This is a genomic window from Nostoc sp. DSM 114159 (assembly GCF_053470285.1).
Map to the genome: position 1 here is coordinate 1,753,179 of NZ_JBPFEH010000001.1, position 15,303 is coordinate 1,768,481.

Consider the following 15,303-nt stretch of genomic DNA (forward strand, 5'->3'; position numbering starts at 1 on the left):
GGAAAGTAGAGAATGTTCGATCGAAATCATAACTACTATAAACTTAAAATTCCTTTATCGCTTCTAGAGCGACACAGCGGCTTAACCACAAGGGTTGAGTTTCATCAATTCCTGGTGGTAAACTTGTCCTACCAATGACTTGTAGGCGATATGGCGCGATGCCTAATTTAATCAGTGCTTGTTGTACAGCCTTTGCTCGCGTCAGTGCCAATTTTTGAGATTTGTTCGCACCAGTACGGTCACTATAACCAATGATTTTTAAATGCTTATTTGGGTGCTGATTAAGGAAAAGTTTAACCTGTTGAATCTTGTGTGCTGTATCTGCTTTCATTAAACTCGCTGAGTCGGGTTGAAAGTAAAATCGAACTTCAATCTGTGGGGGTTCTACTCGTACCGCACTAGACACAGATTTTACGCCGGGAATTTGCGCAAATGCATTCGCAATAATCTGAGCATCTGCAATTCGGTTGACAGTTCCTTCAACAGCTACTTTACCAGCGATATATTGAGCGTAAATTGCTATATCGTTAGTCTGATTTAAAACTGCTGTAACTCGTTTGACTTCAGCAGCAGCTAATACGGGATCTGCTGGTACTTCTACTAATAAAATTTGATTGTCAATCAACCAATTAGGAGAAGTGATTTTAACAGTTTGCTCGGCTTTCTGGCGAAGAAGTTGATTAGGTAATCGTCCTGTTAGTTTTATTTTGTTGTGTTCTACTTGTACAGTGAGCCGATATACGGCTAGTTCTGGAACAGAAGTTAGAGCCAACGAAGTTTGATTTTCAATGGAATGTATAACTCTACTACGGTATTGCCAAATACCCCAAGGAATTAAAATGGTACCGATCAATGTTAAGACTAATATCTGTAGTGGCCAGATTTTCGCTTTCTTTTTATCCTGAATATCTGAATTCTTTAGCTTTTCTAGAAGTGTATGAATTTCAATAGGAATTAAATCTGGATCGCCGTCAAACTTTTCAATTATATTACCATATTTTTTAATAATTCTGCTGAATGTTTGCCGCATTTTCCAAATAAAGTTTTTGCTTGGTTCTCCTCGCACAACAATCGCTAAATAACAGTATCCGGCAACTTCTAAAATTATTTTGGATGTTCCATATTCAATTGCATCTAATTCTGTTATGCTTCCAGATTGATTGATACAATCATTGGCAAAGCTACGAATTGCTGTCAGCATTCCTGCTACCATTTCAGCCTCTAGCTGCTCTACATGAGAGTGCTGAATATCTGAGATAACTAAACCAGATGTTTTATGAATCAAGAAAATGGCTTGAATTGTAAATGGCAGAGCTTCTTTAAGAATTAATTCTGCTTCTGAAACTCCCTGTAGCTTGGCACGAATTTTACGTTTAATGCCTTCAACGCTGAGGGTTTCTTCAACTTGTCGGTTAATGGCACGAATTGTCTCTGCCATATATTTGGCTATGGTACTACCAATAACTGGGTAGAGTGCATCCACCACAATATTCTGCTCAATTTCAATTTGCTTTTTTATGGCTCGTCCCATTGCCGGAGCGATCGCATCTGAAACTTCTTCTGGAGCTATAATAATTTGCTGGGAAATAGCTAGAGGAATTACAGGTGCGATCGCTGTACTCATACTAACTTTATTTTGTTCAGTGCGACTGCGGATAGTCTCATCAATTATCGGAGCGATTATTTGGACAATTTCCTCTCTTGATTCTGTAATCTTCAGCCTTAAAAGTTCAGAAATCCACGGTAATAGTAGATTTATTAACTCTTTAGGGTCATAAATTTGATGCTCTATTTTTGTTAATTTTTGTTCTAACTTATCTGTAATATTGTTTATTTCTGTTAGCTCATATCCGACTAATATATCCCGTAATTTTTGCAATGCATCTTCTGAGTTATCTAATTTTTCCTCAAATTCTGTAAATATTTCAATAGATTCTTCTAATTCTTCTTGAGTAGTTTGTGAGTAATTAGATATATCTTGATGAAAATTAAAATCCGACTCTAAATAAGCTTCACATACTTCTAATGTCACTGGAGGAAGTTGTAGTAATTCAATTTCTTCTGGAATATACTCATTACTATTATCAGTTTCTAATGGTAATAAAGGAGATTGCTCAGGGGATTCGATAATTTTGAGATCGATAAGCAAATGCAGCAAATTGTCAAGCTGCACAGCTGTTTCTGACTTCAACTCAACAGATTGAGAAATCGAATTTTCCACCTGAGTTATCCTTTTTAGAGTGCTGAGTTAGAGGTTGTGAGTTAGAGGTTATGAGTTGGGAGTCATTATCTCCTTCATATCTCTTTACTTTCTGACTTGATTATGAATTTAATTCTGCTGTACTGTTAGAGTGAGTTAACACTTACTTTTGATAACTTTGTAGTTTCTAAAAGCGGTACAGCAGTATATTCATCGCTGCGTTCATTGGCTGCTTCTCGCAATTTAGGAATAAATTCAGTTTCTTTCAGACGCATTCCCAAGGCAAACAAAGTTTCAGCCATATCGTCTTTAGAAACTTTCGTGTCTGTCAGCTGTGAGAAGCGCCGATCTATTTCTTCTAAAATCAGATCCCGTAATGCCGTAACATCATCTTGTAATTGGACTTTAGTTTGAAAGATTTCATCTCGAATCAAGGTAGTTTGGCTATCTAAGGTTTCATCAAGCGACTGAACGCTGCTAGAAAACTTTTTATTAAGTCTATCAACCTGTTGCCGTAAGTCAAGAGTTTCTTCTTGAGTTGCGAGGTTCAGTGATTTCAGCTTTTTATCCAGCGACTCAAATCCTGCTTTTAGTTCGGCGGAAAAGTTGGACTTGAGTTGCTCGACATGCAATCGTGTCTGTTGTTGCAGGAGAGATACATCTGACTCCAGCTTGCTAAATCGATTTTCGTACTCTCTTAGCTGGGTTCCAAGAATAATATCGCGAATCTGATCGATATTACCAAGTCTTTCTCGTACATCGTCTCTACTCATCTGACTCATTAGGAAAACCTCACTTTTGGGTAATCAATTGGGAATAATAGATGATGTATTTAACTGACATTTAGGCTAAAAATTCTTAGCTGATGATGCAGCCAACTCACCGAATATACTTTGTTATTATTCCCAATCGGTGACAATTTCTATCTGTCAAATAGAAAATTAATAATGAGAAATATAAAATAAGTGTTTATCCAGTGAATTTATTAAGCAATATTATTTCAGGTTGTGGCGTTACTATCTTGACAATTCAAAAAATCTTGGATGCGTTTAATAAAGTCATCTAACTCTACGATTAAGTTACTAGAACCTCGACGCTCTTGCTTATAAGCTAGTTGTTCTAGTTTTTCGGCTGCCAGATGCATGGTTGTAATTCCCATATTGGCACTAGAACCTTTAATTTGATGACCTTGGAGTATTATTTGCTCAAAGTCATGAGCTGCGATCGCTATTTTAATTAACTCTAGACGAGATTGAATATCCTCAACAAATATTTGCAGTAGTTCCAATTCAAATTCTGGGTTGTTTTCCGATAATTGGTGTAAGCGTTCCCAATCAATTGGGAGGTTAACTGCACCGACATTTGTTGTATAAACTGTTTGCTCTGTGGCAGTTGTTTCTTTTGCCTCGAAGATCGCATTTCCCCAACGCTCTAATGTCAACGCCAATTTTTCTTTTATTACTGGCTTGCTCAAATAGTCATCCATTCCGGCATCTAGACACATTTGTTGGTCTTCTTTCATGGCATTAGCTGTCATTGCAATTACCACCGGACGATAACCACTAGCAAAGTCACTTTCTTGCCAACGATGAATTTCTTTTGTGGTTTCTAAACCATCAAGAACTGGCATTTGGCAATCCATCAGAATTAAATCGTAGGGAATTTTTTCTAATAGCTGCAAAACTTCTTTCCCATTACCAGCAACATCAGCGCTATAACCCAGACTTTGGAGTTGCTTCAGGGCAACTTTCTGATTCACCAAATTATCTTCAGCCAAGAGAATTCTAAGTTTAGAGGAGTCACAATAATAGTTGCGGTTTTTTTCAGAATTTTTCAGTTTTAAGTCCTGAATTCTGACTTCTGACTCTTCTTCTGGCTGCGTTCCTAAAATAGTCACGATCGTATGGAGGAGTCGGGACGGCTTAATAGGTTTGACTAAATAAGCCGCAAATCCTATTTTTAGCGCTCGTTGGATTTCATCGCGTTGATTAGTAGAGGTAAGCATAATTAAAGGTAGCCCAGCGATCGCTGAATTTGCTTTAATTTGTTCTCCTAAAGTCATGCCATCTATTTTTGGCATCTGCATATCAATCACAGCTATGTCATATAAATTTTTTTGCTTGGCAGCTTCCTGAATAGCTTTGAGGGCAGTAGTAGCCGAAGCCGCTTGATCCACCAGCATTCCCCAACGAGTAGCTTGATGGTAGATGATTTTGCGATTAGTAGCATTATCATCCACCACTAACAAGCGGCGATTGAGCAAAAGTTCGCGTTCGCCTTCTAAAGAAATAGAGTCAAGTTGCATGGCAAGAGTTACTTCAAACCAAAACTTAGATCCTTTCCCCAAGCGACTTTCTACACCCATTTCTCCTCCCATCAAGCTTACCAGTTGCTTGCAGATGGCTAATCCCAAACCTGTGCCGCCATATTTCCGGGTAGTGGAAGCATCTACTTGGGTAAATGGCTTAAAGAGTTTGGATTGATCTTCAGGGGTAATGCCAAGACCGGTATCTACGATCGCAAAATAGATGGTGGCTGTAGTCAAGGAAAGCGATCGCAATTCTGCTCGTAATACGACCTCACCTTTGCTGGTGAACTTGATTGCATTGCTAATCAGGTTCATAAGAATTTGTCGCAAGCGGCCGGCATCGCCTTGGAGGTGGGTGGGGACGTTGCTGTAAATTAATCCTGCAATTTCTAATCCCTTATGATGGGCTGAGGGAGCCAATAACTCCAATACTTCTTCTACACAGGTAGATAAGTCAAAATCTAGAGTTTCTAGTGCCATTTCCCCAGCCTCTAGTTTGGACAGATCCAAAATTTCGTTGATCAGGCTTAAAAGAGCATCGCCACTAATGCGAATTGTTTCCATAAAATCCCGCTGCTCGGAATTTAGGGGAGTATCTAACATTAAGCTTGTCATTCCTAGCACAGCATTCATCGGAGTCCGAATTTCATGGCTCATGTTGGCCAAAAAGGCACTTTTGGTTTGAGAAGCTAATTCAGCTTGGTGACGAGCAATTTCGAGTTCTCGTCGTTGTTGAGTTTCTGCATCTAACATTTGGGCTTGGGCTAAGGCAATACCTACTTGATCGGCTATTTGCCGTAAAAGATGAGTTTCAAAGCTAGACCATTGGCGGGAACTGCCGCACTGATGGACAATCAGCAAACCGCAGAGTTCTTCTTTGACAAGAATGGGTATGACTAAATTACACTGGACTCCAAATTGTTGCAGTAATTCGAGATGGTTTTTTTGGACTTCAGCTATATCCAAGTCAGCAAGCCCCAGATTCGGTTTTTGACGGTACTGTTGTAGATAGTATTGTTGGATGTATTCGGCTTGAAAGTAAGCATTGACTAGCTCTTTCTCTTTAATTGCTAGCCAGCCAGAAATTACTGCCTCAACCACGGTAGCTCCAGAGCCATCAGCCAAAGGCTGATAAATCAAAACTCGATCGCTATGGAGAATTTTTTGCACCTCGGTGACAGTGATTTGGAGAATTTCTTTGATTTGCAAAGACTGACGAATTTTGAGGGTGATTTCAGTAAATAGTTGCGATCGCAAGTTTTGGCGTTGGAGTTGTTCTTCTGCCTGCTTGCGCTCAATAAACTGCCCTACTTGCTCGCCAATCAAATTCATGACTTTTGCCAAATCTGGGTCAGCTTGCTGGATTTTATGGCTAAAGCAGGTAATCACACCGATGATTTTTTTACCACTACAGATCGGAAAACCAAAAGCTCCGTGCAGTTGTGCTTCGGCAGCGATTTGAGAGCGGATAAAACTCCGATCTTTAACGACATCAGCAATCCAAACAGGTTCAAGACTAGCCCAGACACGCCCAGGCAGCCCAATTCCTGGTGCAAATGTAATCTGCCGACTGAGGATGTCAAACTCTTGCATCTCAAAGGAGATTTTATACCATGAATTTAGCAAAGACAGTAGATTTGCTCGCCCATCTACCATCCAAAATTCACTAAAATCCCATCCCAAACTTTCGCAAATTCCTTGCAAGATTTGGGGCATGGCTTCGTTGATTGTGGTTGACTCTGCTAAGATCCGGGTTGTAACATACTCTGCTTTGAGATGCTGTTCAGTTCGTTGGCGTAAGCGAAGTTCCTCAAAGACATCGCTGATGTCAATACCTGTAGCAACAATGTATTCAACCTGCCCCTCATAGTCTTTCAAGGTAGTGTTAGTCCAAGAAATAAGTCGCCGGCTGCCATCCTTAGTTACCCAATAGTTTTCGTATTCTTTGGGCGCTTCACCAGATCGCAACTGCTCAAAAATTGCTTTAACCGGCTCTACCTGTTCAGGAAGTAGAAATAGGTTCCAGAAATGCCTTCCTTTCACCTCATCAAATGAGTAACCAGTAATTTGTTCGCAAGCTTGATTGAAGCGAACGATTTGCCCTTCCGTGTCAAGAACTATTACCAAAGCGCTGGTTGTATTCAGGACTGTTGAGATAAAGTTGCGTTCTTGATTGAGTGTTTCCTCTGTTAATTTCCGCTCTTTTCCTTCACGGTAAATAAAGTAGTAGACTATAGCCAGAATCAAAAAACTTAGACAAATCGCGATCGCCAGTGTCAAAACCGTGTTGTTAGCACTGGCTTTTGCAGCTTGTGACTGCCGTTGAAGCAACCTTCTATCCTGATTTTCTATCTCATGGACGATCTTGCGGATATCATCCATGAGATGTTTTCCTTGATTTGTCTGGATTACCTGCAACGCCGCCTCAAATCCCTGATTTTGACGTAGGTATATAGTCTGCTTGAGTATGGCAAGTTTTGCAGCTATCAGAGATTCAAGGGTTGCGAACTGCTTTTGTTGGTTAGGTTGATCTGCGATTAAATTTTTCAGTTTTACAATTTTGCGATCGATGTTTCCAACTACTGCTTGATAAGGTTCTAGATAACTTTCTTGTCCAGTGAGGATGTAACCACGTTGTCCAGTCTCAGCATCTTTCATCTCAGACAGTAATTCTTCTAGTTGATTGATTTTCTCTTGGGTTATTAGTACTTGCTTATTCGTATCAATCAATATACATGTGTTTTGATAAGAAATCACGCCAATCAAAACTAAAACTGCCGATGCTAACCCAAATCCTCCAGCTATCCTTTGAAAAAATTGTTTGCGTGTCTTCTGGGACTGTTTGCGTGTATCACTTGCCAATACCAAATTTGCTAAATTGCGGCGCATTTCTAGTTGCTTAATTACCTGGCGACCAATAATTCGTAATGCTTCAACTTGTTCTAGAGAGAGGTTTCTTGGTACACGATCGATTACACAAAGTGTTCCTAGTGCATATCCTTCAGGGTTAGTTAGCGGTACTCCAGCATAAAACCGAATATTCGGATCTGAGGTGACTAGGGGGTTTGTCGCAAACCTTTCGTCAACTGTTGCATCAGATACAACAAAAACTTCAGGTTGCAAAATAGCATGGGCGCAGAATGCCAAATCACGGGGTGTTTGTAGCGCATCCAAACCAACTTTTGACTTGAACCACTGACGATTAGTATCAATTAAGCTGATTAAGGCAATGGGAGTTCCACAAATATATGAGGCTAAACGGGTGAGGTCGTCAAAGGCTGCTTCCGAAGGAGTGTCGAGTATTTTATACTGCAAAAGAGATTCGATTCTCTGTGTTTCGTTATCAGGTAATGGTGCTTTCATTCTCCAGCCTTATACCATTTTGGATTTAAAAAACAGAATTCAGAATGGTGAATTTAGAATCCAGTAGTTAGAAGTTAGAAATTAGAAGTTAAAAATTAGAAGTTAAAATTAAAAATACTTTAATATTCAAAGTTTGTAACTTTCAAAAAATCAAAAAATCAAAAATATATAGAACTTGATTCTATATTCATTCTGAATTCTGACTCCTGAATTCTGACTCCTGAATTCTTTTTTGTTAAAACTTGACCCGCAACTGTCCTGTGAAGGAATTACCACCGTAGGCGCTTCCACCGGTTTCTTGATTGCGGACATTACTAAAGCTATAGCCCAAGTCTGCTTCTATACTGGGCGACAGTTTTACCGTACAGCGCGTTTGATAGGTATTGGCGTTGTCAAATTCTCCTTTAAGTCGCTGCCGTCCTAAATTGGCAGCGAGGCGACAGCGTAAGAATTTTGCAATATCTCCCTCCCAAGCTACCTCACCGTTGTAAACTAGAAAATCTGGTGGAGAAAAATAACCGCTAGTGCGTTCTAAATCGCGATCGTAACTCCAAGTGAATAAGTTAGCTGCCAAAGAAAATTGTCCGAACTTGCGCTCTAACCTACTAAAGGACTGTACATCGGAATTACCATCGTTGTAACTACCCAAACGCAATGACGAAAATAAGCTGGTATTACGGTCAATCTGCCAGTATAAATCAGGCCCAAATCGCCAAGCAGTAATTTGATTTTCTAAAGTTCGAGCATTAGATTTATAAGGCCCTTGTTCTAAATTACCTGATATTATTACTGCCGATAGCAATCGACCTGATGACGAAACTCGCGGCGGCGAAATGGGAGCATCCACTTTAACATTGAGATTGATAGCTGTGGGTAAACGATTGAACACATCGACTCCAGCTGCTGTTTGTAGAGTCACTTGTCCAATTTTTCCTTGCCATCCAACTTGCAAGGGAAAATTGGTAATTGATTCAATACCGCGTTGCTCAAAGAAGTTAAAACCTGTCTTGAAAAATATTTTATTGCCATTTCTCAATCGAAACTGAACTGTTGGTTCTAGGAAAAAATTAGTTTGACCAAAGTTGTCTGTCTCATAGTAATAGTCCGTATCAATACTTTCCAAAACTGCATCCGGCGTTTTTGGTTTGGTGGAAGCTGTCGGTGGACTAGAATTCTGCTGCGGTGGTTCGGGTAGCGGTGGCGGACTAGAATTCTGCTGCGGTGGTTCGGGTAGCGGTGGCGGACTAGAATTCTGCTGTGGTGGTTCGGGTAGCGGTGGTTCGGGTCGCGATGGGGGTAATCGCAAATCAGGATTGAAGTTTTCCGGTGCTGCGAGCAAAATAGGTGTTGGTTTTAATCGATAGGGGAGTGGTTTTGAGTATTGTGCTGACTCAGGATTTGCTGTGGTGACTTGCTCAGTCAATCCTAAAGGTGATTTCCAGGTCTGATGTGCTTGGGCTGCTTGTAATTTAGCTTCTGATAATATCCAAATACCTAAGCTACAGATTACTCCCAATTGAATCTGTAGGCATCCCAAAAGAAATACAGCGTACAAACTATATCGAGAAACAAAGAGATAAGGTCTAAAACTAGATACCATCGGTTGATACTATATGTTTAAATGCAAAACTTGCTGCCAAATAGTTTTCTGGCTGCTAGCTGATGTATTCGGACTGGGATTATGATGCCCATAATCGATGCTTGTTAAAACATAGGAAAGATAAAAGGCGTAAAAGCCTTAATTTGGCGGGATATAGAAGTTCCCAGGTGCATAAAGTACGTATCAAAACCTCACCCCCAACCCAATACTTTTCGGATAAGCCTAACAATCTCTCTTTTGGTCTGGGAAAAGGTTAAAGGGCAAAGGGGAAAAGGTAAATTCAAACCCTTTCCCTTTCCCCTTTCCCCCAAAACCCGAAAAGTATTGACCCCCAACCCCTCTTTTTATCAAGAGGTTGGGGGTGAGGTTAAGCTGTAGCTGATTCTGATTAGGAAACGCTATAGTCGAGTCGATAGTTAGTGTGATTTTGACGAACTGCCAACAGTGATTTTTGAGTCTGCTGTTCCCATCTCAGAGTTTTCAGCATTGTCAACCTCAAGACTTCGGAGCAACTCTCGAATTACATCTGTTGCTGGTCTTCCTGTGAGAGTACAGTATTGTTCAAGTTTCTTCATTTCCTCGGTTGTGAGATTTACTGTCAGTCGTTTAACAGCCCATTTTTTCTTCATAATTCTCTTTTATCTTGAATATGTTACTTTTCTTGAAATTACCAAGTCATTACGATTACTCCCGTAGTGCATAGCCTACACCACGGACTGTATGAATCAAACGTCTTTCATTATTTTCTTCTAACTTGAGTTGCAAATAACGAATATATACTTCAATAATATTAGAATCAGCCATGAAATTGTAACCCCAAACTTTCTCTAACATTTGATCTCTAGTAAATACTTGACGAAGATGTGAAAGGAGATATTTTAATAAGTCAAATTTTTTTGCTGTTAACTGAATGCTTCGTTTTTACCGAAATACTTCACGAGTGCGCTTATTTAAGCTTAAATCTTCAAATTGCAACAAATCCTCGTCTGTTTCTTGCGTGCGCCGCAGATGAGCGCGAATTCTAGCTAATAGTTCCTCAATGCTGAAGGGCTTAACTACATAATCATCGGCTCTTGCATCTAATCCGGCGACGCGTAGACGCTTCATCTGCTTGCCGTAGGCATCGCTCACTTCATCTTTTGCTGCCAACAAAATCACTGGTACTGTACTACCTGTTGTTCGCAAACGCCGACAAATTTCCAAACCCGTCAACCCTGGAAGCATCCAATCCAGAATTGCTAAATCTGGTGAGGAGTCTCGGCAAGATGGTAACAACAAACCTTTTTGGATGTTATTATGTTAAAGCGATCGCATCTTTATCCTTCTCTATTTCTGGTTCTTGATGCTGTGCTTCATATTCACCAAATTGCTGGATTAATTTCGCAACTAAACCTGTCCAGCCAGTTTGATGACTAGCACCGATTCCGGCTCCATTATCACCATGAAAATACTCATAGAATAAAATCAGATTTTGCCAGTGTGGATCGTTTTGAAACTTTTGCATTCCACCATAAACAGGACGTTTACCAGAGGAATTTTGCAAGAAAATTCTGGTTAATCGTTGAGATAATTCTGATGCAATTTCCCAAAGTGTCATCATTTGACCTGAACCTGTCGGACATTCCACTTTGAAATCGTCTCCTAGATAATAATGAAACTTTTGCAGAGATTCAATTAGGATGAAATTCACCGGAAACCAAACGGGGCCGCGCCAGTTAGAGTTACCACCAAATAAACCACTAGTAGATTCAGCCGGTTCATAATCAACTCGAAATTGCGAACCATTAACATCAAAAATATAAGGATTTTCAGCATGAAATCGAGAAAGTGCTCGAATGCCATAAGAGCCAAAAAACTCGCTTTCATCCAGCATTTTTTGCAGAATACTTCTGAGCTTATCTCTGGAAACGATCGCCAGTAATCTCCTCGCACCCACTCCTTTTGTTTCCATACAAGCCACATTTTGCCGCAAATCAGGACGGTTTTGGATGAACCATTCCAATCGCTTTTTAAAACCAGGAAGCAATTTTAAAGTTTCTGGTTCTATAGTTTCAATGGCAAATAGAGGAATTAAACCTACCATTGACCTAACTTTTAAGGTAATTTGTCGTTCAGGTAAATGCAGGACATCGTAGTAAAATCCATCGGAATCATTCCACAAACTGGCTTCTATTTCGCCGATGTTATTCATAGCATCAGCAATGTAAAGAAAATGCTCAAAGAACTTGGTAGCAATGTCTTCGTAAACAGGATTAGTCTTAGCTAATTCTAAAGCGATCGCTAACATATTTAAACAATACATTCCCATCCAACTCGTACCATCAGATTGGTCAATATGTCCGCCAGTAGGTAAAGCTGCGCTCCGGTCAAATACGCCAATATTATCTAAACCGAGAAATCCCCCTTGAAAGACGTTATTACCCTGAGTATCTTTGCGATTTACCCACCAGGTAAAATTGAGCATTAGCTTTTGAAATACTCTTTCTAAAAACTGTCTATCTGTTCGTCCGTAAATCTTCTGCTCAATCTTGTAAATGCGCCAAGTTGCCCAGGCATGAACAGGCGGATTAACATCACCAAAAGCCCATTCATAAGCAGGAATTTGCCCATTGGGATGCATATACCATTCCCGTGTTAAAACATCCAATTGATACTTAGCAAAATCAGGATCGATCATTGCCAAAGGAATAGTATGAAATGCCAAATCCCAAGCTGCAAACCAAGGATATTCCCACTTATCGGGCATAGAAAGAATATCTTTATTGTAGAGATGAAACCATTCCCGATTTCTTCCTTGTTGGCGTTCTGGAGGTGGTGCTGGGGTATTGCGATCGCCTTTCAACCAATCCTCTACAACATAGTGATAATATTGTTTACTCCATAGCATTCCAGCAAATGCTTGTCGTTGCACATTTCGCATATCTTCACTGAGAGAAAATGGTGTAACGCGCTGATAAAATTTATTTGCTTCCTGTTGTTGTTCCCAAAAGATGATATCGAATTCTTTGGCAAATGGCTCAACTAAATTAGGTACATCACTCAATCGCAATTTAACGATTTTAGTTTCACCCGCACCAACTTTCAAAAAATAATCGGCAGATGCTTTAGTGCCAAGTTTATTTGGATTTATTGCCTCTTTTTTACCCCGAACAATGTAATCATTAATGCCATCTTTTACATAGGCAGACGAATTAGAATAGCCAAACAATCGCTGATAATTTGTTTCGTTTTCTGTAAAGAGAATTTCGTTTGCTTCTTGACAATACAGCCACCTTTTACCTAAAGTTGGATGAAACGCCTCAATTAAATTAAAGCCATTACCAGATTCGACCTCTTTTAAAGTAGGTTTGCTGATATCCCCATTCCAACACCAAGTGTTACGAAACCAGAGAGTAGGTAATAGGTGTAGGGTTTTTGCTTCTGATCCTCGGTTGATTACTTTTATTTGGATGAGAATATCTTCAGCAGAATTTTTGGCATATTCGATAAAGACATCAAAGTAACGATTTTCATCAAATATACCTGTATCTAGTAATTCAAATTCTGGCTCTTGGCGATTTCTGCGTTGATTTTCTGCAACCAATTGGGAGTAAGGAAAGGCTTTATGAGGATATTTGTAAAGCGCTTTCATATAAGAATGGGTAGGAGTATTGTCTAGATAAAAATAATATTCTTTAACATCTTCCCCATGATTTCCTTCGCTACCAGTTAGACCAAAAAATCTTTCTTTGAGAATAGAATCTTCGCCATTCCAAAGTGCGATCGCAAAACAAAGTCGTTGATGATTATCAGAAATGCCAGCAATGCCATCTTCACCCCAACGGTAGGCGCGAGAACGAGCCTGATCGTGGGTAAAATAGTTCCAGGCTGTACCGTTGTGACTGTAATCTTCGCGCACCGTTCCCCATTGGCGATCGCTTAAATATGGCCCCCATCTGCGCCAATGAGCTTTGTGAGTTAGGGCTTCTGCTAATCTAATTTCTTCTTGGGTTAAAATTGTCATAATATCACCCTATGCATATCTGTATTTTAGTCCAGTTAATTTGCTATCTGGAGTATATAGCAGAAGGCAGAAGGCAGCTATGCTGAAGGCAGGAGGTAAAATATTACTATTCCTAACATCCACGCTTTCAAGATGTCCTAACCTTTAATTCGCTTGCTATACTTTTTCTACCTAAGATAGGGCTGAAGTTATAATTAATAATTGATAGTAAAACTGGTATACTAATAAAATTTGCGCTCGTCCGATCGCAAGTTGAAAATAAGCAGACGAGAGCGGCACTATTTATTAACCACAAACAGCAAAGGGGACTAACGCTAACTTCAACCTATTGGTTGATAGTCTCTAGATATGGTCGCGGTTGGTGAAAACCCTGAAGTAAAGCATCGACGATGAGACAAACTTCGATATGCATACCATCAGGATCGGAAAATGACAAGTTAAGTACTGGGCCAAGGTCGGCGATCGCGCCATCACTCACACCTCGATCTATCAGTTTGCGGCGGATAATCTGGAATGCTGATTCTGTTGGGGCATTCAAAGCTAAGTGGTCGATGTGTCCTCGTCCAAACATATCCGGTAATCCAGAACTATGAATATTATTAGGCATCTCTGCTGCGTGAAGTACGCTCTGCGATCCAGCTAGGAGAAGTGCGTGACGAAAGGCTGGGGTCGTCTCTTGAAAAATTACTGGCATCTCGAATACATCAGTATAAAAGTCGATAAAGCGGTCGATATCTGCTGTCACCACTGCAACATGGTGGATACCTGATACAAGGCTCATGGTGTTACTCCAGTTGGATTGTGCAATTTATTTTCTATGAATAGGGAGCGATAACTTCTCTACGAGACGCCTTAGTGAAGCGGTCGCGATCGTGCTGTTGGTCAAAATCAACGATCGGCCCCTTCGGCACAATTCGATTTGGATTAATATCAGTCATACTCATGTAATAGCTGCGCTTGGTATAGTCTAGATTGCAAGTCGCTTTGAACTCCGGACGCTGATATAGGTCTAGTAGATAATTCCAGAGATTTGGATAATCGATAATTCGCCGCAAATTGCATTTAAAGTGACCGTAATACACTGAGTCGAAGCGATACAGAGTAACAAACATACAAATATCGGCTTCGGTAAGTTGATTGCCACATAAATATCGTTGCTCGCTGAGAATGGCTTCCCATCGATCTAAACTCTCGAAGAGTTCAGTTACCGCATCTTCGTAAGCTGCTTGTGAAGTTGCAAAACCAGCGCGATATACACCAACATTGATTGGCAGATAAATTGCATCGATCGTTTCATCAATCTGATGCTGTAGGTCGCGTGGGTATAAGTTTATTTTTTGTCTTGCCAATTCCCCAAACTCTACATCAAACATCCGCATGATTTCGCGAGATTCGTTATTGACGATTGTTTGAGTTTGCTTATCCCACAATACTGGAACAGTAACTCTTCCTGTGTATTTGGGATCGGCTTTCAGATAAATATCTTGCAAATATTGAGTGTGATTTACCCAGTCAGGAATAGCTCCCGGTGCTTCAGAAAAGATCCATCCCTTGTCGCTCATAATCGGATCGACGATAGAGACTGAGATGGCATCATTCAAACCTTTGATTTCTCGCATAATTAAAGTGCGATGTGCCCACGGACAGGCTAAGGAAATGTAGAGGTGATAGCGTCCTGCTTCTGCCTTAAACCCACTAGAACCATCGGCCGTGACGCGATCGCGAAACGTTGTCGGCGTTTCATTGAACTTACCGCTAGGATCTGATTTATTCCTATCGGTTATCCATTTGCCTTCGATCATCATTCCTGACGGCATAATTTCCTCCTG

General features: G+C 40.3%; 8 protein-coding genes and 1 pseudogene. All 9 read right to left on the reverse strand.

Annotated elements, in window-relative coordinates:
- Positions 1-43: 43 nt before the first annotated feature.
- On the reverse strand, positions 44-2,221 hold the full coding sequence (locus ACR5KR_RS07030) for an OmpA family protein (RefSeq protein WP_448265957.1): 2,178 nt from the start codon (positions 2,219-2,221) through the stop codon (positions 44-46).
- A gap of 125 nt (positions 2,222-2,346) precedes the next feature.
- Complete coding sequence (locus tag ACR5KR_RS07035) at positions 2,347-2,982, reverse strand: hypothetical protein (protein WP_445627167.1); 636 nt, start codon at positions 2,980-2,982, stop codon at positions 2,347-2,349.
- A 218-nt stretch (positions 2,983-3,200) separates the two neighbouring features.
- Positions 3,201-7,871: a response regulator gene (locus ACR5KR_RS07040; protein WP_448265958.1), complete on the reverse strand. Its 4,671-nt coding sequence runs from the start codon at positions 7,869-7,871 to the stop codon at positions 3,201-3,203.
- A 235-nt stretch (positions 7,872-8,106) separates the two neighbouring features.
- Positions 8,107-9,471: a hypothetical protein gene (locus ACR5KR_RS07045; RefSeq protein WP_448265959.1), complete on the reverse strand. Its 1,365-nt coding sequence runs from the start codon at positions 9,469-9,471 to the stop codon at positions 8,107-8,109.
- A gap of 416 nt (positions 9,472-9,887) precedes the next feature.
- A complete protein-coding gene (locus ACR5KR_RS07050; protein WP_094351406.1) occupies positions 9,888-10,100 on the reverse strand; it encodes a CopG family transcriptional regulator in 213 nt (70 codons plus the stop codon).
- A gap of 55 nt (positions 10,101-10,155) precedes the next feature.
- Positions 10,156-10,743 (reverse strand): annotated as a pseudogene (locus ACR5KR_RS07055) (winged helix-turn-helix domain-containing protein); the annotation flags it as partial.
- Positions 10,744-10,765: 22 nt separating this feature from the next.
- The gene (locus tag ACR5KR_RS07060) at positions 10,766-13,474 is read right to left on the reverse strand and encodes an MGH1-like glycoside hydrolase domain-containing protein (RefSeq protein WP_448265960.1); all 2,709 of its coding nucleotides are present in this window, start codon (positions 13,472-13,474) and stop codon (positions 10,766-10,768) included.
- Between the two features lie 325 nt (positions 13,475-13,799).
- On the reverse strand, positions 13,800-14,255 hold the full coding sequence (locus ACR5KR_RS07065; protein WP_448265961.1) for a VOC family protein: 456 nt from the start codon (positions 14,253-14,255) through the stop codon (positions 13,800-13,802).
- A 34-nt stretch (positions 14,256-14,289) separates the two neighbouring features.
- Positions 14,290-15,291: a glutathione S-transferase family protein gene (locus tag ACR5KR_RS07070; protein ID WP_448265962.1), complete on the reverse strand. Its 1,002-nt coding sequence runs from the start codon at positions 15,289-15,291 to the stop codon at positions 14,290-14,292.
- Positions 15,292-15,303: the final 12 nt, after the last annotated feature.